We start from the raw sequence: 23,802 nt of genomic DNA on the forward strand, positions 1-23,802 counted from the left end.
CGGCTGGCCCTGCCCGCCGATACGCCGCTGATGATCGGCATGTCCGTGGATGTGAACATCGTCATCCGCGTCTCCGAAGCCGCCCTGCTGATACCGGGCCAGGCGCTGCGGGGCGATACGGTCTTCACCGTGGAAGATGGAACCGCGCGCCGCCAGACCATCCAGCCCGGTATCCAGGGCATCACCCATGTCGAGGTGCGGTCGGGCCTGCCCGAAACAGCGCAGATCATTACCCCCTTCCCCGAGACGCTGGAGGACGGGGCACGCGTGACGGTGCGCGGGGAATAGCCGCCATGCTGCTGCTCGACATCGCCATCACCCATATCGCCGGGCGCACCCGCCAGACGCTGGTGGCGGTGCTGGGCGTGGCGGTAGGCGTCGGCTTCTCGGTCGGCATGGCGGCACTGATGCAGGGCAGCCAGGACGATTTCATCGAACAGCTCGTCAACACCATGCCGCACGTCCAGATCAAGGACGAGCAGCGCACGGCGACACGGCAACCCGCCGAGGATGTCTTTACCGCCGCCGCAATCTACGGGCTGCGCCCGACAGAGGACCCGCGCGGCATCATCAACCCGAATGCGGCGGTCGCCTGGCTGACCGCCTGGATGCCGGGGACGCTCTCCGCCGGTCTGCGCATCCAGGGCGTCATCCGATATTCCGGCAACGAGGTCGGCGCCTCCATCATCGGCATCGAGCCGGAGATGGAGCGCAAGGTCTCCTCCATCGTCGAGGATTTTGTCGAGGGCGATTTCGACACGCTGTCGGAAGGCGGCAATAACATCGTCATGGGGCGGCGCATGGCCGAACGGCTGGGCGCGCGGCTGGGCGACACGGTGCGCGCCGTCTCCTCCTCCGGCGGTACGCGGGATTTCCGCATCATGGGTCTGTTCCATACCGGCAGCAACGCGCGCGACGAGGGCGAGGCCTATGTGCTGCTGAAGAATGCGCAGATCCTCTCGCAGCGGCCGAACGCGGTGAACGACATCCGCATCCGGCTGGCTGACCCCTATGCCGCGCCCTCGGTCGCGCGGCAGGCGGAGGCGCGCCTGGGATACCGCGCGGTTGCCTGGCAGGAGGCCAATGAAGGCATCCTGGAGGCGCTCGTCGTGCGCAACACCATCATGTACACCGTGGTCGCCGCCATCATGCTGGTCGCCGGATTCGGCATCTTCAACATCGTCTCCACCATCACCCACGAGAAGTCGCGCGACATCGCCATCATGAAGTCGCTGGGCTTCACGCAGGGCGACATGCAGTGGCTGTTCATGATGGAGGGGCTGGCCATCGGCCTCACAGGCTCGCTGCTGGGATGGATGCTGGGTTTCACCCTGACCTACGTGCTGTCGGGGATCGAGTTCGAGCTGAACGCCGCCGGCCGGGACATGACGCAGCTGCCGGTCGCCTGGAGCTTCGCCCATTATGCCATAGCCGCCGGCTTCGCCGTGCTGTCCTCGGCCGTGGCGGGCTATCTGCCGGCGCGTAAGGCGGCCCGGCTGCATCCGGTCGATATCATCCGGGGGGCGACATGACAGCGCCGCCGAGGGACACGCCCCTGATCGAGGCGCGCAAGCTGACGCGCATCCTGCCGGAGACCGTGCCGGTAACGCTGGTACAGGACATTGACCTGACGGTCAGCCGCAACGAGTTCCTGGCGATCACCGGCCCGTCGGGCTCCGGCAAATCCTCGCTGCTCTATCTGCTGGGGCTGCTGGACCGCCCGACCAGCGGCACCCTGCTGGTCGAAGGCCGCGACACCGGCACCATGGACGAGGCAACCCTGGCCGAAACCCGGCTGTCGATGATGGGCTTCATCTTCCAGTTCCATTTCCTGCTGCCGGAATTCACCGCCCGCGACAATATCGCGATCCCGATGCGCAAGCTGGGCCGGCTGTCGCGCCGCGAGATCGACCGGCGGGCGGAGGAACTGCTGGGCTCGCTCGGGCTCGGCGATCACATCCACAAGCGCCCGGACCAGCTGTCCGGCGGGCAGCGCCAGCGCGTTGCGGTCGCCCGGGCACTGGCCAACGATCCGGTCATCCTGCTGGCCGACGAACCTACCGGTAGCCTGGACAGCAGGAGTTCCGAGCAGGTGTTCGACACCTTGCGCGCCCTCGTCCATGAGCGCGGCAAGACCGTGGCGATGGTCACTCACGACCTCGACATGGCCAACCGCGCCGACCGCCGCGTGCATCTGGTGGACGGGCGGATCGTACCGCTGAACGGTGCCGGGTGAACTCCCCGAACAGCCGGATCAGGTCCAGGCCAGCTGGTTATCGAGCGTCTGCTTGCCGTCGCTACGGCCGAAGATGATGCTCACCTCGTCCAGCATCCTGAGGATCGTGTCGAAACGCAGCGACATCGGCTGGTCGATGGAGGTGTATTTGCGGATGCGCTCGAACGCGTTCTTGCAGGCGATGATGGAGAATCCCAGGGTCCAGTAATTCTGGTGGGCGCTCATCAGGAAACGCTTGAACTGCCGCGCGTCGTTCTTCTCCACGAAGCAGGTATAGGCCTCATCATAGGCGCTGAAGATCTGGCGGCACTTGTCCACCGCGTCGCGCAGCCGCGAATAGAGCTTCGCCACCTTCGCGTTCAGCAGCTCGATGTCGGTGGCGCTGTAGAGCCGCTGGTCCAGCGGCACCAGGTTGCGCCCCTTCAGATAGTTGAAGACCTTGCGCAGCGAGCCGGCAATCTCCTCGAACTGGATCTGGTAGAAGGTGATGCCCTTCCAGGCGGTGAAGATGGCGCCGGTCTGCGAGCGCTCGATACCGAAGGACTTGATGAAGATTTCCGCTTCCGGCAGGTCGGGATTCCACAGCACCTTCAGGAAACGCTGCTTCTGCGCGGCGCTGATGTTGCTGTCGCCGCCGGCATCCTGGATTGCCCGGTTCAGGATCGGCTCGATCTTCGATTCGATGCGCCGGCGGATCTTGCGGTCTTCCTGTTCCGAGGTCTGGAAGGCCGTGTCCGGCATCTTGTAACCGGAATCCGACAGCTCGGTGCGCAGCAGATAGGGGTCAAGCGACGGCACTTCATCGATGATGCGCAGCATCTCGATGTCGTTATACAGCTCCTCCAGGTCGGCCTCGACCTTGATGCCGAAAATCTCGTTCATCAGCGCGTCGAAATCGCGCTGCCGCAGATAGATGGCGGACCCGCCCGACGCAAGGTCGCGATGGTCGTTCGGGATATAGATCGCGGTTTCCACCGGCTTGTAGAATTCCTGCTCGCCCATCTCCGAATCGAACATCCCCTCCATGCCGGGCTCGTTGGTCGGCACGTCGAAGTTCGGGTACTTGAAGATCACGCAATTGTTCAGGAAGCGATTCTTGAAGATGGGCGGTTCGCCCCGCATCATCATCTTCGGGATGTTCAGGGCCATGCTGGAATCGCCGCTCAGAATCACGTTGAGGAGCGGTGATCTGCCGGCATTGCCGCGTTGCATGTTTCTATGCGCGCTGACCGTCATGACGGGCTAGTCCACTTTGTGGGAACTGCTGATAGACCAGTTTGCGCACAAGTCTCCGCGAAAACAATTAAAATACAATAAATTTTATTGAATATTTACCGTGCGATCCATGCAAGGCTCGCCGCAGCAAACCTGCGGCCCGCCTCAGGGTCAAGGTCGAGGAACAGGGCCGGCTCATTGACCTCAGCCTCCAGCAGCACGAAATCCGACCCGTCAAAGATGCCGTCAATACGTGCATAGAGCGGGCGCTGCGGCAGTTTCTCCAGCACATCCACTGCCTGCGCCAGCTCGCCAGCTGCCGGCCTGTAGGCTCGCTTTTCCGGCTGGAAGGCGGAGTTGATGCGGAACTCCCCTGCCCGCGGGATCAGCTGCGCCGCATGCGAGAACGTCCCATCGAAGAAGACGAAGGATATCTGGCCGCTGGTCCGCACCGTGCCGATGAATTCCTGCACCAGCAACCGGTGCGGCGCCACACTTTCCGCGATCGCAGACCAGACCTCTTCGATCTCCCCGCGCACGACCAGCCGCACGCCATGGCCACTGGCACCGGCTGTCGGCTTCACCACCGCTTCCCGCCAGCCGCGTTCGTCCATGAAATCCGCCAGCGCCTGCCGGTCGAGCGGCAGTACCGTCTGGCCCGGTGTCCGGATGCCGCCGGCCGCCAGACTGTCCAGATAGGCCTTGTCCAGGTTCCATTCGACAAGCCCGACCGGATTGGCGACCCGCACACCCGCCGCCGACAGGCCCAGCAGCCAGCCGCGATACGCCTCCAGCCGCCGGTGATAATCCCAGGTACCGCGCAACATCACCAGATCGGCGGCGCGGAAGACCGACTGGTCCTCCGCCGTCCAGGGTGCCCAGCGTACCGTGGCCCCCTGGTCGCGCAGGGCATCGACGAAACGGATTTCGCTGACGGTCGGCTCCGGCCAGTCGGTACAGAGGGCCAGGGCGATCACGGGACTCGACAGTGCAGGCATGGCAGGCCTTCGGAAGGACAAATTGCAAGCCATTCTTAACTGCGCCGCACTGCACGGCAAGCGCAATCCGCAGCCGCCGGAACGGCCTTACACCACGCGCTGCAATTCCTCGAAGAACCCGTCGATCTCGCGCTTCAGCCCGGCGGACTGCTCGCTCAGCAGCGTCGCGGAATCGCGGCTGTGCCGGGCGACGTCGCCGGCCTCGCGCGCGGCGGCACTGACCTTCACCACATTCTCCGACACATCGTGCGTGCCGCTGGACGCCTCTTGCACACTGCGCGCGATCTCGGCCGTCGCCTGGTCCTGTTGCTCGACCGCGTTCAGCACCACGCTGGCCATCTGGCTCAGCTCCTCGATGATCGTCGCAACCGCCTGCATGCCGGTGACGGCCTGCCCGCTGGTCGATTGAATCTCCTCAATGCGGCGCGCGATATCCTCGGTCGCCTTGGCGGTCTGGGTCGCCAGGTTCTTCACCTCCGAAGCGACAACGGCGAAGCCCTTGCCCACCTCGCCGGCCCGCGCCGCCTCGATGGTGGCGTTCAGCGCCAGCAGGTTGGTCTGCGCCGCGATATCGCCGATCAGCGCGGAAACCTCGCCGACTTCCTCGGCAGCCTTCGCCAGGCTGGACACCGTGCTGCCCGCCCGCTCCGCCTCGCCGGCGGCCCGGCCCGATATCGCCGCCGTCTCCCTGGCGCTGCGGCCGATCTCCGCGCTGGAGGAGGCCAGCTCCTCCGCCGCAGAAGCGATGGTCTGCACATTCACGCTGGCTTCTTCCGCCGCTGCCGCCACAGCCGTCGCACGCTCGCTGGTATCACCCGCCGCCGCGGCCAGCTGAGCGGAGGTGCTGCTGAGGCCGGTTGCCGTATCGGCCACCGTATCGACCACGCTGCGCAGCTTGCTCTCGAAGGCGGCGGCCACCTTGGTGAAGGCGCCGATGCGCGTGCGGATCGATTCGGTTGCCGCGTTGATCGTCTCCGCCTGCTGCCGGAACTGGCCCTTCAGACCGCGCACTGCGATCTTGCGATAATATTTGTTGTCGCGGACATGCTCCATCGATGCGCCGGCCTCGCGCACGAAAGCATCGGTCACGTCGATCAGATTGTTGATCGCATGCATCAGCTGGCCGATCTCACCGCGCGCTGGCACATGCAGCAGCCGCGCCTCGAAGTCGCCGTCACGGACCCGCTGGCACACCGCAATCATCTCGCCCAGCCGCCGGGTAGACAGCCGGATGGCGGCAGCCGACAGCAGGGCCAGCAGCGCAGTCGCGGCGGACAGTGCCGCCTGCGGCCATGCGCCGGACAGGCCGGCCAGAATGGCAGCCGCACCCGCAAGCGGAACAGCCAGAAGCGCGATCAGCGATGCGCTAGAGGGAGAGAACGAATTCGTCATAGCTCTTACCGATACTCCGCAACTTTTCTGTCAGCGCTTCATAGGCCTGGTTCATGCCCTGCTTGCGATCCGCCGCCTGCTCCTCGACCTGCCGCAGCTCGCGATAGATCGGGATGACCGCCGCCACGGCCTTCTGGTCCGGCACGCGGCGGTTGGAATGGTAGGCGATGATCTTGCCGGTCGCGTCCCGCGTCGGCGTCACATGGGCCAGGACCCAGTAATGGTCCCCGGTCTTGGCCAGGTTCACCACATAGGCGAACACCTCATGACCGGCGGAGATACGGTCCCACAGCAGCTTGAACACACAGCGCGGCATGTCGGGATGCCGGATCAGGCTGTGGGGCGCATCCAGCAGCTCCGCCTCGGAGTAGCCGGAAACCCGGACGAATACATCGTTGCAGTAAGTAATCCGCCCACGCGTATCGGTCTTGGAGACGATAAATTCATCCTCTCCGAAACTTACCGCCTTACCGGTTGGGGTTATTTTTTCTGACATTTTACGCTTTATCTAAGAGTATCGGCACTATTCAAGCACCATTCCTTAACAGGGCTACAGTTAGGCGATCTGAAAATCAAATGAATTGATGCAAGTCAATTTCAGCTATGCATGCAGAAAACAAAACGGCCCGGATTGCTCCGGGCCGCTGCGTCAGAGGAAAGAGACGGGTCCGATCAGAACAGACCGTCCACCACTTCCGGCGGCAGCCCGGCCAGCACCAGTTCGGCGATCTCCTCGCTGGCGAACAGGCCCTTCAGACCCTCGCCCAGATTCTGCGCGCTCTCGATCGTGTAGCCGCTGATGACCAGCGCATCGATACCGATCTTGTAGTCCACGATGACCGCGTTGTTCTTGCCCAGCAGCACGAACTGGTTGGCGCCCTCGCCACCGATCAGCATGTCCTTGCCGGAGAATTCGTCGAGGCCGATATGGATCAGCATGTCGTCGCCGGCTCCGCCCATCAGAAGATCGTTGCCCGAACCGCCATAGAGCGTGTCGTTGCCGGCACCGCCATCCAGTGTATCGTTGCCCGCACCGCCCAGCAGGACGTCATTGCCGGCACCGCCGACAAGCAGGTCATCGCCAGCACCGCCATCGAGCGTATCGTTACCCGCATTGCCATACAGGACGTCATTGCCGGCATCGCCGAACAGCGAATCATCGCCCAGACCGCCGCTCAGCGTGTCGTCACCGTCACCGCCGCGCAGCAGATCGTTGCCATCGCCACCGAGCAGCAGGTCGTTTCCGGCGCCGCCCAGCAGCGTGTCATTGCCGGCGCCGCCATGCAGGACATCGTTACCATCCCCGCCCTGCAGCAGATCGTTGCCTGCGGTGCCGGAGATCACCTTGTCCGCCGCCACGTCACGGGCAGGTTCAGCCATGGCTGCCAGGGCATCGGCCCCAGCATCCTCTTCCTCCTGCAGGGCCGTATCATCGACGGCAAGCGCGTTCCGGGCCTCAGGGGCGGTATCCGCCTGATCCTGCTGCTGCGCCGTGGCATCGGCCGTGTCTTCGGTCTTGCCTTCAGCCTGCGCCGCCATCGCCTGGCTGCCGACCAGCGCCGAGGGGTCGCCAGCCGGACGGCCGTCATCGGAATCCTCCTCCGGCAGCGCGGCACCGGACAGCATGTTCAGCACCAGCGTGGCGATCTGGTCGGCGCGCGCCTCGTCGGTAGCGATCAGCGCGGTCGCCACGAAGATGGCGAAGCCGGTCACCGCATTGGCGATGAGGTGATAGACATTGCTGGAGGACATCGCTGCCTCCTGGCGGCGCGCCGCGACCATCTGGTTCAGCAGCTCGCGGAAATCGCCGGCACGCAGCAGCTCGTCGGTCGGCTCGCTATAGGCGATGAACTCGGTGCCAACGCGTGCGATGTGAACGGCGATCTCGTCGGTCTCGGGATTCTCGAAAACCAGCCAGGGCTCGCCTTCGTCCGTCGTGCCGAAGGTCGCCTCATACGGCACACCCGCCTTCGCCAGCATTTCCATGCAGCGAAACAGCTCGGCCTTCTCCTGCTCGGTCCATCCCTGGGCCGGGCGGGTCATCGCCGAAAAGGGTATGATCTGTGCCGTCATTTTTGTTCAGCTATCGATCTAAAACCAAATCCTGCTGTCAGGACAAACGTTTGGCCACCGTATTTGGTTCACGCTTACCCTGATATGCACATCGCGTCCAGCGCGAACATGCCGGACGATGCGGTTCAGGCCTTCTGCGCCACATCATCCGCGGCAAACAGCGCACGGTAGGTGTAGGGATCGTAGAAGCTCAACAGGCTTTTCACGAAATCCACCCGGTCAACGCCCAGCGCATCCGCCCAGAGGTGGTAGCTCTCCGGCGGCACCCGGCCCTTGCCGGCCTCGATCTGGGAGATGAAGGTGTAATAGTTGATGTTGACCCGCTCCGCCAGCTCGCGCTGGGTCAGCTTGCGGGATTCGCGAAGATGTTTCAGCCACTGACCCGCCTCCTGCCGAAGCAGTTTGGAATCGGTCGAGGCCCCGGCATGGTTCGGCGCTAGCATGGCATTCGCTCTCAAGAAACGACAAATCAGACCATCGATTATCAGAAAATCACTTAACCGACAACTGCAGACATATTGGCAGACCGGTCGCGCGCCCCTACAAAGGGCGAACCGAATGATAAGGAGAGAGAACGGTGCGTATCCTGTTCATCCATCAGAACTGCCCCGGCCAGTACAAGCATCTGGTGATGCATCTGAAGCAGGACCCGAAGAACGACATCGTCTTCATCTCCAAGCCCAACGGCAACACGATCACCGGCATCCGCCGGATCGACTACAAGCCGCACCGGGAGGCCAACCCGCAGACCCATCATTACCTGACCAGCGCGGAAAACGGCGTGCTGCATGGACAGGCCGTGGCCCGCGTGCTGATCGCGCTGAAGGAGAAGGGCTGGAAGCCCGACATCATCTGCGCCCATCCGGGCTGGGGCGAGGCGCTGTTCGTGAAGGATGTCTATCCGGATGTGCCGCTGCTGGGCTTCTTCGAGTTCTTCTATCATGCCGAGGGGGCGGATTGCGGCTTCGATCCGATGTATCCGAACACGATGGACGATTTCTTCCGGCTGCGCCTGAAGAACACCGTGAACCTGCTGAGCCTGGAAGCCTGCGACTGGGGCATGAGCCCGACCTTCTGGCAGCGTGAGGTGCATCCCACCGCCTATCAGCAGAAGATATCGGTCATCCATGATGGCGTGGATACCGCAACGCTGGTGCCGAAGGATGATGTTCGCGTCACCCTGCCAAGCGGCGTGACGCTCAGCCGCGACGACGAGGTGGTGACCTATGTCTCGCGCAATCTGGAGCCCTATCGCGGCTTTCATGTGTACATGAAGGCGCTGGAGGAGATGTGCCGGCGGCGCCCGAAGGCGCATTTCCTGGTGGTGGGCGGCGACGAGGTATCCTACGGGCGGCGGCTGTCAGACGGCCGGACCTATCGCGAGGAGCTGCTGAAGGAAGTGAAGATCGACCCCGCGCGGGTCCATTTCCTGGGCCGGATTCCCTATTCCAGCTTCGTGAAGGTGCTGCAGCTCTCCTCGGCGCATGTCTATCTGACCTACCCCTTCGTGCTGTCCTGGTCGATGCTGGAGGCGATGTCGGCCGGCTGCCTGATCATCGGCTCCTCGACGCGCCCGGTGATGGAGGCGGTCGAGGACGGCAAGAACGGGCTGCTGGTGGATTTCTTCTCCCCCACCGGCGTTGCCGATGCGGTGGACCGGGTGCTGGACCATCCCGACCGGATGGCGGAGCTGCGCCGCGCGGCGCGGCAGACCATCGTGGACCGGTATGACCTGGCCAGCATCTGCCTGCCGGCACAGCTGGGCCTGATCGACACGCTGGTTGCCGGCAAAACCCCGGCCCTGGACCTGGCGGCCGGCAAATCGCCGGCGCTCACCGCCTCCTGATCGCGCTGACCGGGCTTACATATCCCCGGGCCCGGGCTTACGGCTCGCGGAAGGCCCGCCGCATGCTGTCGGTCAGCGGTTCGATCATGTAATTCAGCGGCGTGCGCGGGCCGACCTTGATGAACACTTCGGCCGGCATGCCGGGCTGCAGCTCGACATGGGCGAGGTTGGCCAGCGCATCCTTGTCGATCAGGATCTTGGCCAGGTAATAGGGCGCGCCCGACCGTTCATCGACCAGCCGGTCAGCGGAGACCGTCACCACCTCGCCGGGAACGTTCGGCGTATTGCGCATCTTGAAGGCCGTCAGCATGACATCGGCTTCCTGGCCGACCGTCACATTGTCGATATCCTCCGGCCGCACCTGCGCTTCCAGCACAAGCTCCTCCCCGGACGGCACGATCTCCATGATGGTATCGCCGGGGCGGATCACACCGCCAATGGTGTGCGCGCGCAGCCCGACGACATAGCCCGAATGCGGCGCCCTCAGCTCGATGCGGTCCACGATATCTCGCGCCGCCGTGAAGCGTTCGCGCAGGTCGAAAATCTGCGCTTCCGTCTCGCGATGCTGGCGCGCCACTTCCTCGCGGAACTGGTTCTGGATCGAGATGACCTGTAGCCGGGTCTCGCCGATGGCCTGCTGCTGGCGGGCGATGTTGCCGCTCAGCCGGGCATTCTCGCCTTCCAGGTCGGCCACTGCGCGCTGCAGCGCCAGCAGGCGCGGACGCGCGACAAGGCCGCGCGAAACCAGATCCTGAATGCCGTTAATCTCGTCCTTCAGAATAGCCATCTGCCGGACATTCGCCGCGCGCTCCTCGGTCAGCCCCTTGATCTCTTCACGGAGCTGCAGGATACGGCTTTCCAGAACTTCCACCTGGCCCTTGATCGCATCGCGCCGCGCCTCGAACAGGGTGATCTGCCCCTGGATGGCGTCCGCCACCTCAGGCTCAACAAGGCGATCGAGCAGGCCTTGCGGGAAGTCGATGCCCTCTGCGCCAGTCCGCTCCGCAGTCAGGCGTGCCTCCAGGGCAAGCGCCGCGTCAAGCTGGCCGCGCACGATCTGGAAGTTCGCCTGGGGGCGGATCGGGTCGAGGCGCAGCAGCACCTGGTCTTTCTCCACCTTGTCGCCATCGGAAACCAGAATATCAGCGACGATACCGCCTTCGAGATGCTGGATCGCCTTCCGCTTGCCCTCGACCGAGATGACACCGCCGGCAACGACGGCACTGTCGAGCTGTGCGACTGCGGACCACAGACCAAAGCCGCCGAACATCACACCGATGATGATCATACCGGCCAGGATCGGGCCGCGCGCGCTGGTCTGCAGTTCAGGGAACCCCTGAGCTTCGGATGCGCCTTTTACGGTCAGGGCATTACCGGGAAGGGCATTACCGGGAAGGGATGGGGTCTTGGCCATGATGGATCGATCTTCCGGTTATGCTATTTGCTGTCGCTGGCAGGCTGGGCCGGCTCGTCGCCGCCCTGCGCGTCCGTCTTCTGGTCCGCCGCAGCGATACGGGGGCGGCTCGCACCACGATTGGCAACCGGTGCGGCGGTGCCGCCCACCGGCCGGGTCAGGCGTGCCAGCACGTCGGCGCGCGGTCCGAACATCTCCGGCAGGCCATCGCGCAGGAACAGCACCTTATCGACCACCGACAGGATGCTCGGGCGGTGCGCGACAACGACGACCGTCACGCCCTGCTGCTTCAGTTGCACCAGGGTCTGGCGCAGCGCCTCCTCGCCATCGCTGTCGAGATTGGAATTGGGCTCGTCCAGCACCAGAAACCGCGGATTGCCGAAAAGGGCACGCGCGAGGCCAAGGCGCTGGCGCTGGCCGCCGGAGAGGGAGGAGCCGCTTTCGCCGATCTCCGTCTCATAGCCCTTGGGCAGTTGCAGCACCATATCGTGCACGTCCGCCTTGCGGGCAGCCTCGATGATCTGCTCCGGCTCGGCGTCCTGGAAGCGGGCGATGTTCTCCTTCACCGTACCGCCGAACAGCTCCACATCCTGCGGCAGATAGCCGACATACTGGCCGGCATCCTCGCGGTCCCAGGTGGCCAGATCGACGCCATCCAGACGCACCGTGCCGGCGACGGGCAGCCAGGCACCGGCAAGGATACGCGCCAGGGTGGACTTGCCAGCCGCGGACGGGCCGATGATGCCCAGGCTCTCGCCCGGTTCCAGCCCGAAGGACACACCCTTCAGGATCGGCTTGCCGCCGGGATGGCCGAACACGACCTTGTCCACCATCAGCTTGCCCTTGGGAGCTGGCAGCGGCATGGCCGGCGGCTTCGGCGGCGCCTTGGCCAGCAGATCCTTGATCCGGCCATAGGCGGAACGCGACTGGATGAACTGCCGCCACACGCCGATTGCCTGTTCGACCGGTGCCAGCGCACGGCCCATGATGATGGAGCCGGCGATCATCACGCCCGGCGTGACCTGATTCAGCAGAACGTAATAGGCGCCGACCGCCAGGATGGCGACCTGCAGCCCGAAGCGGAAGGCACGGCTGGCGCCGGTGATGGAGCCCGCCCGGTCGCTGGCGATGGATTGCAGCGAGAGGGCGGCGTCATGCATGCCCTGCCACTTGCGCCGCACGCCGCCGATCATGCCCAGCGACTGCACGACCTCGGCATTGCGCCGGCTGGTTTCGGCAAAATCATTGGCCCGCGAGGCATACATGCTGGCAAGGCGCAGCGGATCGCGGGTTCGCAATTCCGTCGCCAGCGCCAGCGAGAACAGGATGATCGCGCCGATCACGCCGACCGCGCCGATCATCGGGTGGAACAGGAACATGACGAAGATGAAGACCGGCACCCAGGGCGCATCGAACAGCGCAAAAATGCCGCTGGTCGTCATGAAGCCGCGCAGCGTCTCCAGATCTCGCAGCACCTGACCTTCCTGGCCGCGGCCGGACCGGTTGGTGATCTCCAGCAGGGCCTGCAGCAGGCGGCCACCCATCAACCGGTCCATGCGGGCGCCCATGCGCACCAGCACGCGGCTGCGAATCGCCTCCAGCCCGCCCATGACGATCAGCATCACAATGGCGATGACGACCAGCGCGACCAGCGTTTCCTTGCTGCGGCTCTGCAGCACACGGTCATAGACCTGCAGCATGAACAGCGGTGCCACCAGCTGCAGCAGGTTCACGAAAAAACTGAATACCGCCGTGGCCATGAGCATGCTGCGGCATTGCTGGATTGCCGCGCCTGCTTCCGTTCTCGCTGTCTGCATTCTGAGTTATTCGCTTCGTTGCTGTGGCCGCACACCGCACGAGAGGCTGCCCATAAGGTCGCTCCTGTGCCGCTGCCCCGCAGGAGTCCCCTACGGAAGTACAGTGAGTTTATAACCGAGCCGCCGGTTAGCGTAAAGCGATGCGCGGCGAGAGGCCGCAGGGGGGCGGCTTCCGGCTTGACGACCCCGCCCTGTCACTCCGGGACAGAGGGGTTTTCCCATGGAAATTTCGACTAGAGGCACACGGTCAGGTTCGCAAAAACAGCCACAAACGGTATATGAAGGGCTGAATGTCGCAGCGGTGACCAGGGAGACACCCCATGTCGGAAGCGGGAACGCCCGTCCAGGACCATTCGGCCCTTCTGGATGAGGAATACTGGAAGAAGCTGTGCCCCGGCCTGCATGTCGTGGACAGGGCCTCCGTCGGCAACCTGCAGACCATAGGCCTGGACGATGCGAGCGCCGCCGCCATCCAGACCCAGCTTGTCCGTGAGGGCTATATCCATGCCCCGCAGGTGGAGTGGGGCATCGACTTTGCCCCGCTGGCAGACGCCGTTTCCACGCTGGTGAGCCGCCGCATACCGCCGCCCTTCGCCTACATCTATGACGAGTTCTGGCTGGTCTTCTACAAGCTGCACAATGTCTTCCAGGCGCTTCTGGGGCCGTCCTACAAGGTGCTGCCCGACTTCTGGATCTGGCATGTCGATCCCAAGACCGCCGAAAGCGGCTGGCAACCGCACCGCGACAAGGGCTGGTTCGCGCTGTTCGAGGATGGATCGCCGAAGGCCCTGACGGTCTGGTTACCGTTGACCCAGGCCACGCCCCTGAATGGCTGCATGTACATCGTCCCCGCGGACCGCGACCCGACCTACGGGACTGAGAACGACAAGGAATGGAAGTTCCAGTTCTCCGACATCCGGGCGCTGCCCGCCGACCCCGGCGACCTGTTCATCTGGAACCAGGCGGTGCTTCATTGGGGCTCGCATTCGAGCCCGCGCGCGCCGCATCCGCGCATCAGCATGGCCTTCGAATTCCAGCGCGGCGATATCGAGCCCTACAATAAGCCCCTCATCGAACCGCTGACCTTCCTCACCTTCGAGCAACGGCTGAAGCTGGTGTGCAAGCAGATACTGCAATACCGCCACATGTATCCGCTCGATCCAGACCTGGAAGCCTTCGCCCGCAAGACCATCGGTGCCTGAGAGCCTGCGGCAGGCTCAGTCGAAATTAAACTCCAGCCCGTCATCCAACGGAATTTCGAAAGCATCCGCCAAGGTGGGCTGCGACTGAAGCAGCTTCCCCTGCAGCTGCGCCATGTGCGACAGGTTGGCGAGGCGCTGGATGGAAAGCAGCTGCGTGTAGATGAAAGGCATGGCGCCGGCCTTGCGCAGCCGCAGGAATGCGTCGTCCGGCAGTGCCTGGAGCTTGTCCTCGTCAATGCGCATGACGCCTGTGACGTCCTGAAGCCCCTCGCCGGTCTCGACCTTCATCGGCCATTCCACGAGCAATTCAAGCTCACTGAGCAACTCGCAGACCTTCCTGGTCGCCCGACGTTCCTGATCCAGCTGGATCAGGAAATTCAGCACCTGGGCGAATTTCCCGACCGGCTGATCCTCGTCGTTGAAGAAGGGCCGCGCATCTTCGAGGTCCGACCTTTCGGTAAGCAGCCCACTCTGCTCGTCGATGCAGACCAGCGTGGTCGGCTCTCCCCCCTCCTCCGCAACGCCCTTCAGCAAGGCGAACGGATAGGCCCTTAGGATAGCCGGCACATAGGTGCCAAGCCAGCGCCCGTCGGGGGCGATGTAGTAGTTCTTGCCCGGCACCAGCGAGCATATGGCCACCGGGGCAATCTCATCCTGCTGGCGAATGAAGCCGATCGGCATATCCGTGCAGGCACGCGGCATTTCGGTCAGGATCAGCGGAATGACCGCCTCCTCATAGGCGAAGCCATAGTCACTGAAGCCATGCCATGACAGGTTGCGGTGCCGTTCCGGGGAAACGGGGACAAGAGATTTATACATTACAAGGGCTTGTCTTTTCGGGCAGTATTCGGCTCGTCAGAATTTCAGGCAATGCCGAGTTGCTTCAGGAAAGGCATTTGCTTGCCAGTGAAGTCGGCAGCGCGGTTCCGCAGTTCAACCAAATTCTGCTCCGGCGTCTCCAGCGTGACACCGTCCTTCAGGATGCGCTGGTTCTGCGCCGAGAGGATCTGCCAGACAAAATCCGCCAGATCCGGCTTGTTCTCCCGCACTGCCAGGAGCATGAGCTGGCTGAACCGGTCCGCTGAAACACCGCTGCCGGTGACGGGGCTGATCAGATAGGGCATGTCCGCACTGGTCCTTGCCCGTTCGAGCAGCACGGCGTTCAGCCGGTCGCAGGACGGCTTCGCTTCCCGGGCCTGCTTGTCGGCCAGGGCGGGAGACACCTGCCCCATCGAGATCATGATCGTCAGCGCCTGCAAAATCTTCTGATAGCCGGTACCGGCCAGCGGCTCCTTCGAAATCATCTCCCGGATGCTCTGCGGCCGTTCGGCAAGGGCATCTGCCAGCGGCTCATAGACCGTTGGCTGCAGGTTCACTTCGCCGACCGGGAAATTGCCCTTGAGGCTCAATCCGGCCCGCGGAAGGGTCAGCGCGAAACGCTGGTTCAGCAGCGCGTTCACCTGCTCCTGAGATGAACAGTTCAGCAGCCCCTTGAGGAAAATATCCCGGCGGAACTGCTGATTGACGCAGAAGTCTCGGACTGTCTCGCGCAGCGCCGGATCGGCGATATCAGCCAGAATCTGCTGCTGATCGACGGTCAGATTGACCACATCGACATGATCCGACGCATTCGCGGGGGCGGCGAAGGTCAGCTTCGCCTCAGCCATCTCGCGCGCAGCATCGCAGTGGTAGAACAGCGTCCAGTCGCGGTTCAGATATTCGTGGGCCAGGTAATTGCGGCTGTGCTTCTGCATCGCCTCAAGACGGGTGCCCAGGAGAGGGTTGGCCTTGAAATAACCAGCATTCGTCTTTTGCAGGCTGTTCAGCAGGTCGATCGCGGAATCGATCCTTGCCGGAATCGGCTTTGCCTTCTCCCCCTCCGCAATCTCGATCATCAGCTTGCGCATCGGCGCGGCTGGCGCCCAGCCCGGCAGCACATTGTAGGAGGCGTAACAGACGCCGCCCGGCTTCAGCCTGCGCCGCAGGAAGTCCCGGATCAGCTTGCGGTTCTCCTCGCTGATCCAGCTATAGACGCCATGCAGCGACACAACATCGAAGGCCGGCAAATCGTCCCTGTTCAGGAACTCCTCGAAGCTGTCATCGAAGAAATGGATATTCTTCAGCTTCGCCGCATCGGCCAGTTTGCGCGCGCCGACGATATGGGAAGGGTTGAAATCGTTCGCATAGACGACGGCCTGGGGGTTGGCCGCCGCGATCATGGTCACGGTCAGCCCGTGTCCACATCCCAGTTCCGCATAGGTGAAGGGCTTGGCGGGATCGGCGAAGGCATCCGCCTGAACCTGCTTCAGCAGCAGATTGAAATTCAGGATGCCGGGAAACATTTCCCGATAGACGCCTTGCGAATATGGGATCTCCGCGACGTAACCCGATGTCCAGGATGTCATCATGCCCCCTTGCGGCCTGTTATCCGTTTCTCGACGGTGACGTTCTTACCCGATCCGTTTCAGCCAGGCTGACGACCAATGGGTGATATTCTCCGTCAAATCGCTTTCCCGGAACGGCCAGGCCGGCTGCTGCAGCAAGAATGCCTTGTTGTCCGCCGCAAATTCCAGAGCCGCCGTCCGCGGATTGTCCTCGACCCATTCCGGCGTGCCCCGCGGCACATCGGCCAGATCGAACATGATGCCATCCGTCGCCACGATGTACGAGCCGGGCGTGACCATACCGGCATAGGCCGCCAGCTCGTCGCGGACATGGGCATAGCTGTGATTCGAATCCAGGATGACCATGACCGTCTCGCCCGGCTTCACCAACGCCTTCACCTGCGATACCACCTCCGGCGCGGTCGAACTGCCTTCAATAAGGGTGATGCGGTCGAACAGCGGATGCGCCTCAATGGCCTTGCGGTTGTGCGGGCGGATCTCGATGTCGATGCCAATGACCCGCCCCTTCTCCATCGCCTTGCACAGGCTGGAGTAGAAGATCAGCGACCCGCCATGCGCCACGCCGGTCTCGATGATGACATCGGGCTGAACTTCGAAGATCGCTTCCTGCATACGCAGCATATCCTCGGGCAGCTGGATCACCGGCCGGCCCATCCAGCTGAAATTATACTGGTACTTCTGGTTCCATCCGACCCGGACCCACTGCCGGGAGATCGCCTCGAACGCCTCTTTCGAATAAAGGTCCAGCGTCCTGCTCTCGCCCGCCTCTTCCAGGGTCAGGCTGGCCGCTTCCGTGTCGATGGTCAGTTTCATACGCCACTCCAGTCAATCAGCTGCACGTCGATGCCGGCGGAGTCGAGAAGCGCCAGGTTCTCGTCGCGGTAATTCGGGTTCATCAGGATCGCGCTGCGGACACCGCGTGCCGGCAAGTCATGCGGCGCCACGATGGGATGCCCCGTTCCAGGGATGAAGCGGCCCTGCTTACCCGGATTCACATCGACAACGCAATCAATCAGCGCACGGTCATGATCGATCAGGTTGGCCAGCGTGGCACCCTTCGCCCCCGCCCCCCAGAGCGCCACCCTGCCCTGCGCGCCTAAATCCTCCACCAGACCGCGCCATCGCTGGCGCAGGCCGGCCTCGGCCTCGGCATAGGCCTTTGCCATGGCCATAGTCTCCGGCCGGGCACGCGAAGGTGTTGCAGCGCCTTTGGACAGATCGGCTTCCAGCCAGAGATACTGCCCGCCGAACACATGATCGACCTTGCGCACGGTAAAGCCGGCCCGCTCGAACGCCAGGCTGAGCGAATTTTCGGTGAACAGCGAGCAATGCTCGTAGAAGAAGTCCCAGACCACCTTGTTGCGCAGAATCCACTCCACGCAGGGCGTCTCGAAATAGACCTTCGCCTTTGGCGACTCCGCCAGCGCCGCATGCACCGCGTGCAGGATGGCCATCGGGTCCGGCACATGTTCGATCACATGCCGGCACACCACCACATCCGCTTTCATCTCCGCGCATTCGGAATCGTAGAACCGGCGGTAGAAGGACAGGCGCCCGTCCAGATCGCTGTCAGGCCCGACATAGGTGGGATCGAACCCAAGGCCGCGATTGCCGCTGCCCGGATAGGCCACGAGCTTGCGCAGAAAATGGCCCTTGCCGCAGCCGACTTCCACGATGGTGCAGTCGCGGACCCCGTGCCTTTCCACAAGGTCGGCGACCAGCCCGTCGAGATAGCCGTCGAAATAGCCGGAACAGGTCTGGGTGTTGTCGTAATTCGGCCCGTAGCTGACGCGCGACAGATCGAAGGAACGGTTGAACACGAAACCGCAATGCCCGCACACGCTCATATCCAGTTCGCCGCGGACGATATTGCGCGCGGCATCGGCATCGGGCATCAGCAGGTTCTGGTGACTGGGCACCTGACTGCGATTCACGAAATCCGCGAGATCGGTTTCCCCGCAGACCGGACAGCGGGTCATGAGCGGGCCTCGTCGATCATTCCTTGCAACCCTTCGCGCAGGGCCGTCCTCTTTTCCCAGCCAAGCGCCCTCAGTTTCGTGTTGTCGCCGATCAACAGCGGCGGTTCGCCGGGCCTGGCGCCCGGCAGACCGAGCACAGCGCGCGGGTCGGCGTCCATCATCTCCGCCAGCAGGGTGACCAGATCGGCCAGCTTCATCGGCTCGCCGGAGGAGATATTGAACGCCCCCTCCCCCCTATGCAGCAGGGTCACGAAACTCTCGGCCACATCTCGTACATGTAGAAAATCCCGGCAAGCGCCGGCATTTACACCGAAGGGCGCGCGCTTCCCGTCGAAGACATCGATCAGCGAGGGGATCAGCCGCTGCCCCGACTCGCCGGGGCCGAAGGGCAGGAAGATCCGCCCCCAGGCACAGGGCATGCCATGCTGCCGGCACACCGCCATCGCCAGCCGCCGCGTGGCATCCTTGGCGGCACCATAGAGCGTAGCCGGTTCCAACGGCGTCGCGTCCTCAAGGCAGATGCCATGCGACCAGTCATATTCGGCGCAGGTGCCGGCAATCACCGCCTTCTTGCCGTCCGCTTCACAGAACGCCTCGGCCAGCCGCGCAGTGGCATCAGCCCAGCGCAGATTCAGCGGCGAGGTCCAGTATTTGCCATGCTCGGCATACCAGGCGAGGTGCAGCAGGTGCGTCGCCCCGGCATCCCTCACGATCTCCGCGAAATCCGCCCCCGCCAGCAAATCGGCTTCGATAAAGTCGCCGGTACCCTCCGGCCTGCGCCGCCCGACCGCCACCGTCTCGATGCCGTGGCGCCGAAGTGCAGCGAGCATATGCCGGCCCAGGAAGCCGCTGCCGCCGGTCAGCAGAACCCTCATCCCCCGTCCCGCCCTTCCGTGACCGTCAGGCGGGGCACGGCGGTCACGAAGCGCCCGCCCCAGTCCCGGACATAGGCAAGCTGCGCGGTGACCTCCTCGCACAGGTTCCACGGCAGGATCAGCACGAAATCCGGCCTGTCGGCCTTGAGATGATCCTCCGCGACGATGGGAATGCGGCTGCCGGGCATGAACCGGCCCTGCTTGGCCGGGTTGCGGTCCACCACATAGGGCAGCAAGTCGGGCCGCACACCGGCGAAGTTCAGCAGCGTGTTGCCCTTGGCCGCGGCACCATAGGCGCCGATTTTCAGCCCCTGCCGTTTCGCCTCGATCAGGAAGGCGAACAGATCGTCCTTCACCCGCTCCGCCTTTGCCTGGAAGCCGGCATAGAAGGCCGGGCTGTCCATGCCAGCGGCGCTCTCCCGCGCGCGCAGCGCCGCAACGGCATCGCTCACCGGATGGCTTCCGGCATCGCTCCGCTGGGCAAGGATGCGCAGACTGCCGCCATGGGTCGGCAATTCCTCGACATCGAAGATTGTCAGCCCGTTGGCCTTGAAGATGCGCTCCACCGCCAGCAGCGACAGGTAGGAATAATGCTCGTGATAGGCGGTATCGAACTGGGTCTCCTCCACCATCCGCATCAGATGCGGGAACTCGAAGGTGGCCACGCCCTGCGGCTTCAGCAGCCGGGCGAAGCCGGCAACGAAATCGTTGATGTCCGGCACATGCGCCAGCACGTTGTTGGCGGCGATCAGGTCGGCCTGCCGGTCCTTTGCCGCCAGTTCCCCGGCAAGCGCGACGCCGAAGAAGCGCTCCACGATTTCGATACCCTTCGCCCGGGCGGCCGCCGCCGTGCTGGCCGTCGGCTCGATGCCATAGCAGGGAATGCCAGCCTGCCGCACATATTGCAGCAGATAGCCGTCATTCGCCGCGACCTCGGCCACCATGCTGTCCGCGCCCAGGCCGAAGCGCGCCGCCATGTCCTGCACATAGCGTTCGGCATGGGCCAGCCAGGAGGTGGAGAAGGAACTGAAATAGGCGTAATCCTCGGTGAACAACGCCTCGCGCCCGGCATGGTCCTCGGTCTGCACCAGCCAGCAGCTTTCGCACACCAGCAGCCGCAGGGGAAACCAGACCTCCGGCGCGCGCAGCGCCGCTTGCGTCAGATAGGCGTTGGAGGGCGGCGCGCTGCCCAGATCCAGGAACGGAAGCGAGAGTTCCGATCCGCAATGACGACACTTCACAGGCGCACCCCCACAAATCCCGTCGCGATCAGCGGGTGCGCGCGGTCCCGCTCCGACATTTCCGATATCTCCAGCGGCCACGCGATCGCGAGCGCCGGATCGACGGGGCTGAGCCCCCCTTCGGCCTCCGGCGCGTAAGCGGCACTGTGGCAATAGAGCAGTTCGGCATCCGCCGTCAAAGCCTGAAACCCATGCGCGAAACCTTCCGGGATCAGCAGTGCCTTCCCGTTCTCCGCCGACAATATCTCCGCATGCCAGGCGAGGAAGCTTGGGGAATCCGCGCGCAGATCGACTGCAACGTCCCAGACTTCTCCCCTGATGCAGGAAACCAGCTTCATCTCGGCATGCGGCGGATGCTGGAAATGCAGGCCGCGCACCGTTCCCTTGCGGGCCGTCATGGTGTGGTTGATCTGCGCGATTGGTTTGCTCCAGCCGGCTTCGGCCAGTTCCTCGGCGCAGAACAGCCGGGAAAGGAAGCCGCGATGGTCGCCGAACCGCCGGCGTTCGACAAGCTTCAGGCTGGGCAGTTTCAGCCCGGCAGGCGGCAGGGCGCTGACGATAAACCGGCTCAAAGCTTGCCCTCATATTCGGCAATTTCCGCCTCGCATAGTGCCCGTGCATCGCCTCCCCCCTGCTGAGCACGATACCAGGCCAATGTGCGCTCCACGGCCTGCGCGAGCGGCCATCTTGGCGCGACGCCCAGGATCGACCGCGCCTTGCCGGCATCAAGCGCCAGCAGGCCGGCCTCATGCGGGCCTTCCTGGCCATCACCATAGCGCACCGCACCGACGCCATAGGCCGCGCGAGCCAGTTCCACGACATCACGCACCGAAGCCACCCCGGCGCTATCCGGTCCGAAATTATAGGCACCGGCCAGATTGGGCCGGTCCCAGGATTGCCGCGCCAGCGACATATAGCCGGCCAGCGGCTCCAGCACATGCTGCCAGGGCCGGACCGCGTTGGGCCGGCGGATATCCAGTACCGTACCGGCCTGCCATGCCCGAACGGCATCGGGGATCAGCCGGTCCATGGACCAGTCGCCGCCACCGATGACGTTTCCTGCACGGGCACTGGAAACCGCCACCCTTTGCTCTGCAAGAAAGGCGTCTCTGTAACTGGCGATCACGATCTCCGACGCTGCCTTGCTGGCGCTGTAGGGATCATGGCCGCCCAAAGGCTCGTCCTCGCGGTAAGGTTGTAACCGCTCGTGATTGCGATAGACCTTGTCGGTCGTCACCATCACCGCAACCTTCACCGTCTCCAGCCCGCGCAGCGCTTCCAGCACATGCGCTGTTCCCATAACATTGCTGGAGAAGGTGTCCAGCGGCTGGGCATAGCTGGCACGTACGAGAGGCTGCGCAGCGAGATGGAAGACGATATCCGGCCGCGCCGAGCGGACCATCCCGGACAGCGCTTCAGCGTCGCGTATGTCGCAGAAATGGCTGTCAATGCCATCGGCAATGCGTGCCAGCTCGAACAGGTTCGGACTCGTATTCGGCGGCAAGGCGATTCCCGTTACCCGCGCCCCCAGACGCTGCAGCCAGAGCGCAAGCCACCCCCCCTTGAATCCGGTATGCCCGGTGATCAGCACGCGCTTTTCGCGCCAGAAATCCAACGCCGGCTCCATTACCACATCTTCCAGGGCGCCTTGCCGGACTCCCAGAGTTCCTCCAGCAGGTTCTTCTCGCGCAGCGTGTCCATCGGCTGCCAGAAGCCGGTATGTTCGAAGGCGCGCAGCTGATCGTCGGCGGCGAGGCTGTTCATCGGCTCCAGCTCCCAGCTCGTCTGGTCGCCCTTGATCCGCCCGATGACCCTGGGCGACAGCACGAAGAAGCCGCCATTGATCCAGCCGCCATCGCCGCGCGGCTTCTCGACGAACCCGCGCACGGAATCGCCCTCGCGCAGCAGTGAGCCGAAGCGGCCGGGCGGGCGCACCGCCGTCACCGTGGCGTCCCGGCCATGCCGGCGATGGAAGTCGAGCGCGGCCGAAATGTCGATATCCGCCACCCCGTCGCCATAGGTGAAGCAGAACGACTCCTCGCCTTCCAGATAGGGGGCGACCCGGCGCAGCCTTCCGCCGGTCATCGTGTCCTCGCCGGTATCGACCAGCGTCACGCGCCAGGGCTCGGATTTCTGCTCATGCACTTCCATGCGGTTGTTTTCCATGTCGAAGGTTACGTCCGACATGTGCAGGAAGTAATTGGCGAAATATTCCTTGATGACATAGCCGCGATAGCCGCAGCAGATCACGAATTCGGTCACGCCATGGGCCGAATACATCTTCATGATGTGCCACAGGATCGGCTTGCCGCCGATCTCGATCATCGGTTTCGGCTTCAGATGCGTTTCCTCGGAAATCCGTGTGCCGAGGCCGCCTGCCAGTATCACCGCCTTCATTAATGCCCTCCAGCCGCTATCCCCCGCGGCGGCGCCTATACTGTCCTCCCCGGGTGGATTCGTCCACAGGACCGATACAGGAAAACCCGCAAGGCATGAACCTTGCGGGTTTTCCGTTTCGCCAGAAGGCCGGCCCGGTCAGATGAAGTCGCCCGCCTGCAGCGAGGTTATGCCGGTCAGGATGATGATACTGCTCTGGCCGGCAGCATCGAGGTCAGCATTTGCCGCGTTGGTGACGACCAGCAGATCCGCACCGCCGCCGAAGTTAGTGGTGAAAACCCCGGTACCGCTGTTGAAATCGCCGCGTATCGAATAATTGTTGTTGCCCGTCAGGTTCGACGCATTGCTGCCAGCACCAAAGCTCGTGTAGCTGCCGGCCGTCGCGACATCCAGCCTGTCCGTGCCCGACACGAAATCGGTGATCACGTCCACGCCGCTGCCAAAAGTCATCGTCTCGCCATTGCCCAGGTTGGCGACCGTGATGGTCTCGGCAGTACGCGCCACCGAATCGCCGCCGGCCTGCACGAACACATCCGCACCGCCGCCGCCGCTCATCTGGTCGGCGCCGGTGCCGCCCGTAATCGTATCATTGCCGTCACCACCGCTAAGCGTATCCGCGCCTGCGGTGCCGGTGATGGTCTGGTTGACGATGAGGGCGGTGGTGCCGGTGTTGCTGCTGCCGTTTGTGAGTGTGTTGTTGGCAGTGGAGAGT

At 63.7% G+C, this 23,802-nt stretch carries 21 protein-coding genes and 2 pseudogenes; 5 read left to right on the forward strand and 18 right to left on the reverse strand.

Annotated features, from left to right (window positions below; genetic code table 11):
• The 3 genes and pseudogenes from P24_RS20340 to P24_RS17955 all read left to right on the forward strand — a co-directional run.
• Positions 1-288, forward strand: a pseudogene (locus P24_RS20340) (efflux RND transporter periplasmic adaptor subunit); the annotation flags it as partial.
• Positions 289-293: 5 nt separating this feature from the next.
• Positions 294-1,532, forward strand: coding sequence for an ABC transporter permease (locus P24_RS17950; protein ID WP_008946171.1), 1,239 nt, complete (start codon positions 294-296; stop codon positions 1,530-1,532).
• The gene (locus P24_RS17955; protein ID WP_008946172.1) at positions 1,529-2,236 is read left to right on the forward strand and encodes an ABC transporter ATP-binding protein; all 708 of its coding nucleotides are present in this window, start codon (positions 1,529-1,531) and stop codon (positions 2,234-2,236) included. Before P24_RS17950 ends, P24_RS17955 begins: the two co-directional genes overlap by 4 nt.
• Before the next feature lie 18 nt (positions 2,237-2,254).
• On the opposite strand, the gene P24_RS17960 is transcribed toward P24_RS17955, so the two are convergent.
• The 6 genes from P24_RS17960 to P24_RS17985 form a co-directional block, all read right to left on the reverse strand.
• Positions 2,255-3,385 (reverse strand): hypothetical protein, encoded by a 1,131-nt coding sequence (locus tag P24_RS17960; RefSeq protein ID WP_147431135.1) that lies wholly within the window; start codon positions 3,383-3,385, stop codon positions 2,255-2,257.
• Between the two features lie 182 nt (positions 3,386-3,567).
• The gene (locus P24_RS17965) at positions 3,568-4,449 is read right to left on the reverse strand and encodes an ATP-grasp domain-containing protein (RefSeq protein WP_008946174.1); all 882 of its coding nucleotides are present in this window, start codon (positions 4,447-4,449) and stop codon (positions 3,568-3,570) included.
• An 87-nt stretch (positions 4,450-4,536) separates the two neighbouring features.
• Positions 4,537-5,841 (reverse strand): methyl-accepting chemotaxis protein, encoded by a 1,305-nt coding sequence (locus P24_RS17970; RefSeq protein ID WP_008946175.1) that lies wholly within the window; start codon positions 5,839-5,841, stop codon positions 4,537-4,539.
• A complete protein-coding gene (locus P24_RS17975; RefSeq protein WP_008946176.1) occupies positions 5,816-6,337 on the reverse strand; it encodes a PAS domain-containing protein in 522 nt (173 codons plus the stop codon). The genes P24_RS17970 and P24_RS17975 overlap by 26 nt, the downstream gene beginning before the upstream one ends.
• A 176-nt stretch (positions 6,338-6,513) precedes the next feature.
• Positions 6,514-7,914 carry a calcium-binding protein gene (locus P24_RS20650; RefSeq protein WP_008946177.1) on the reverse strand — a complete coding sequence of 467 codons (1,401 nt, stop codon included), beginning with the start codon at positions 7,912-7,914 and terminating at the stop codon, positions 6,514-6,516.
• Between the two features lie 125 nt (positions 7,915-8,039).
• Positions 8,040-8,357 carry a helix-turn-helix domain-containing protein gene (locus tag P24_RS17985; RefSeq protein ID WP_008946178.1) on the reverse strand — a complete coding sequence of 106 codons (318 nt, stop codon included), beginning with the start codon at positions 8,355-8,357 and terminating at the stop codon, positions 8,040-8,042.
• 134 nt (positions 8,358-8,491) lie between these two features.
• On the opposite strand from P24_RS17985, the gene P24_RS17990 reads away from it, so the two are divergent.
• Positions 8,492-9,760, forward strand: a complete 1,269-nt coding sequence (locus tag P24_RS17990) for a glycosyltransferase family 4 protein (RefSeq protein WP_008946179.1) — start codon at positions 8,492-8,494, stop codon at positions 9,758-9,760.
• Positions 9,761-9,797: 37 nt separating this feature from the next.
• Here P24_RS17990 and P24_RS17995 read toward each other — a convergent pair whose 3' ends face one another.
• Together P24_RS17995 and P24_RS18000 are read right to left on the reverse strand one after the other, a co-directional pair.
• Positions 9,798-11,174, reverse strand: a complete 1,377-nt coding sequence (locus P24_RS17995) for an HlyD family type I secretion periplasmic adaptor subunit (RefSeq protein WP_008946180.1) — start codon at positions 11,172-11,174, stop codon at positions 9,798-9,800.
• Between the two features lie 23 nt (positions 11,175-11,197).
• On the reverse strand, positions 11,198-12,991 hold the full coding sequence (locus P24_RS18000) for a type I secretion system permease/ATPase (protein WP_083859871.1): 1,794 nt from the start codon (positions 12,989-12,991) through the stop codon (positions 11,198-11,200).
• Between the two features lie 320 nt (positions 12,992-13,311).
• Here P24_RS18000 and P24_RS18005 point away from each other — a divergent pair, with 320 nt between their 5' ends.
• Positions 13,312-14,193 (forward strand): phytanoyl-CoA dioxygenase family protein, encoded by an 882-nt coding sequence (locus P24_RS18005; RefSeq protein WP_008946182.1) that lies wholly within the window; start codon positions 13,312-13,314, stop codon positions 14,191-14,193.
• Positions 14,194-14,208: 15 nt separating this feature from the next.
• Here the strand turns inward: P24_RS18005 and P24_RS18010 are convergent, their stop codons facing one another.
• The 10 genes and pseudogenes from P24_RS18010 to P24_RS18055 all read right to left on the reverse strand — a co-directional run.
• A complete protein-coding gene (locus tag P24_RS18010) occupies positions 14,209-15,012 on the reverse strand; it encodes a SapC family protein (RefSeq protein ID WP_008946183.1) in 804 nt (267 codons plus the stop codon).
• Between the two features lie 44 nt (positions 15,013-15,056).
• Positions 15,057-16,535 carry a class I SAM-dependent methyltransferase gene (locus P24_RS18015; RefSeq protein ID WP_008946184.1) on the reverse strand — a complete coding sequence of 493 codons (1,479 nt, stop codon included), beginning with the start codon at positions 16,533-16,535 and terminating at the stop codon, positions 15,057-15,059.
• Positions 16,536-16,643: 108 nt separating this feature from the next.
• Positions 16,644-17,411, reverse strand: a complete 768-nt coding sequence (locus tag P24_RS18020) for a cephalosporin hydroxylase family protein (RefSeq protein ID WP_008946185.1) — start codon at positions 17,409-17,411, stop codon at positions 16,644-16,646.
• Positions 17,408-18,577: a class I SAM-dependent methyltransferase gene (locus tag P24_RS18025; protein WP_008946186.1), complete on the reverse strand. Its 1,170-nt coding sequence runs from the start codon at positions 18,575-18,577 to the stop codon at positions 17,408-17,410. The genes P24_RS18020 and P24_RS18025 overlap by 4 nt, the downstream gene beginning before the upstream one ends.
• Positions 18,574-19,452: an NAD-dependent epimerase/dehydratase family protein gene (locus tag P24_RS18030; protein ID WP_008946187.1), complete on the reverse strand. Its 879-nt coding sequence runs from the start codon at positions 19,450-19,452 to the stop codon at positions 18,574-18,576. The genes P24_RS18025 and P24_RS18030 overlap by 4 nt, the downstream gene beginning before the upstream one ends.
• Positions 19,449-20,693 (reverse strand): class I SAM-dependent methyltransferase, encoded by a 1,245-nt coding sequence (locus tag P24_RS18035; RefSeq protein WP_008946188.1) that lies wholly within the window; start codon positions 20,691-20,693, stop codon positions 19,449-19,451. Before P24_RS18035 ends, P24_RS18030 begins: the two co-directional genes overlap by 4 nt.
• Positions 20,690-21,265: a dTDP-4-dehydrorhamnose 3,5-epimerase gene (gene rfbC, locus P24_RS18040; RefSeq protein ID WP_008946189.1), complete on the reverse strand. Its 576-nt coding sequence runs from the start codon at positions 21,263-21,265 to the stop codon at positions 20,690-20,692. Before rfbC ends, P24_RS18035 begins: the two co-directional genes overlap by 4 nt.
• Complete coding sequence (gene rfbG, locus P24_RS18045; protein ID WP_008946190.1) at positions 21,262-22,320, reverse strand: CDP-glucose 4,6-dehydratase; 1,059 nt, start codon at positions 22,318-22,320, stop codon at positions 21,262-21,264. Before rfbG ends, rfbC begins: the two co-directional genes overlap by 4 nt.
• The gene (rfbF, locus tag P24_RS18050; protein ID WP_008946191.1) at positions 22,320-23,090 is read right to left on the reverse strand and encodes a glucose-1-phosphate cytidylyltransferase; all 771 of its coding nucleotides are present in this window, start codon (positions 23,088-23,090) and stop codon (positions 22,320-22,322) included. Before rfbF ends, rfbG begins: the two co-directional genes overlap by 1 nt.
• 138 nt (positions 23,091-23,228) lie before the next feature.
• A pseudogene (locus P24_RS18055) lies at positions 23,229-23,802 on the reverse strand (hypothetical protein); the annotation flags it as partial.

Source organism: Oceanibaculum indicum P24 (assembly GCF_000299935.1).
Classification (GTDB): Bacteria; Pseudomonadota; Alphaproteobacteria; order Oceanibaculales; family Oceanibaculaceae; genus Oceanibaculum; species Oceanibaculum indicum.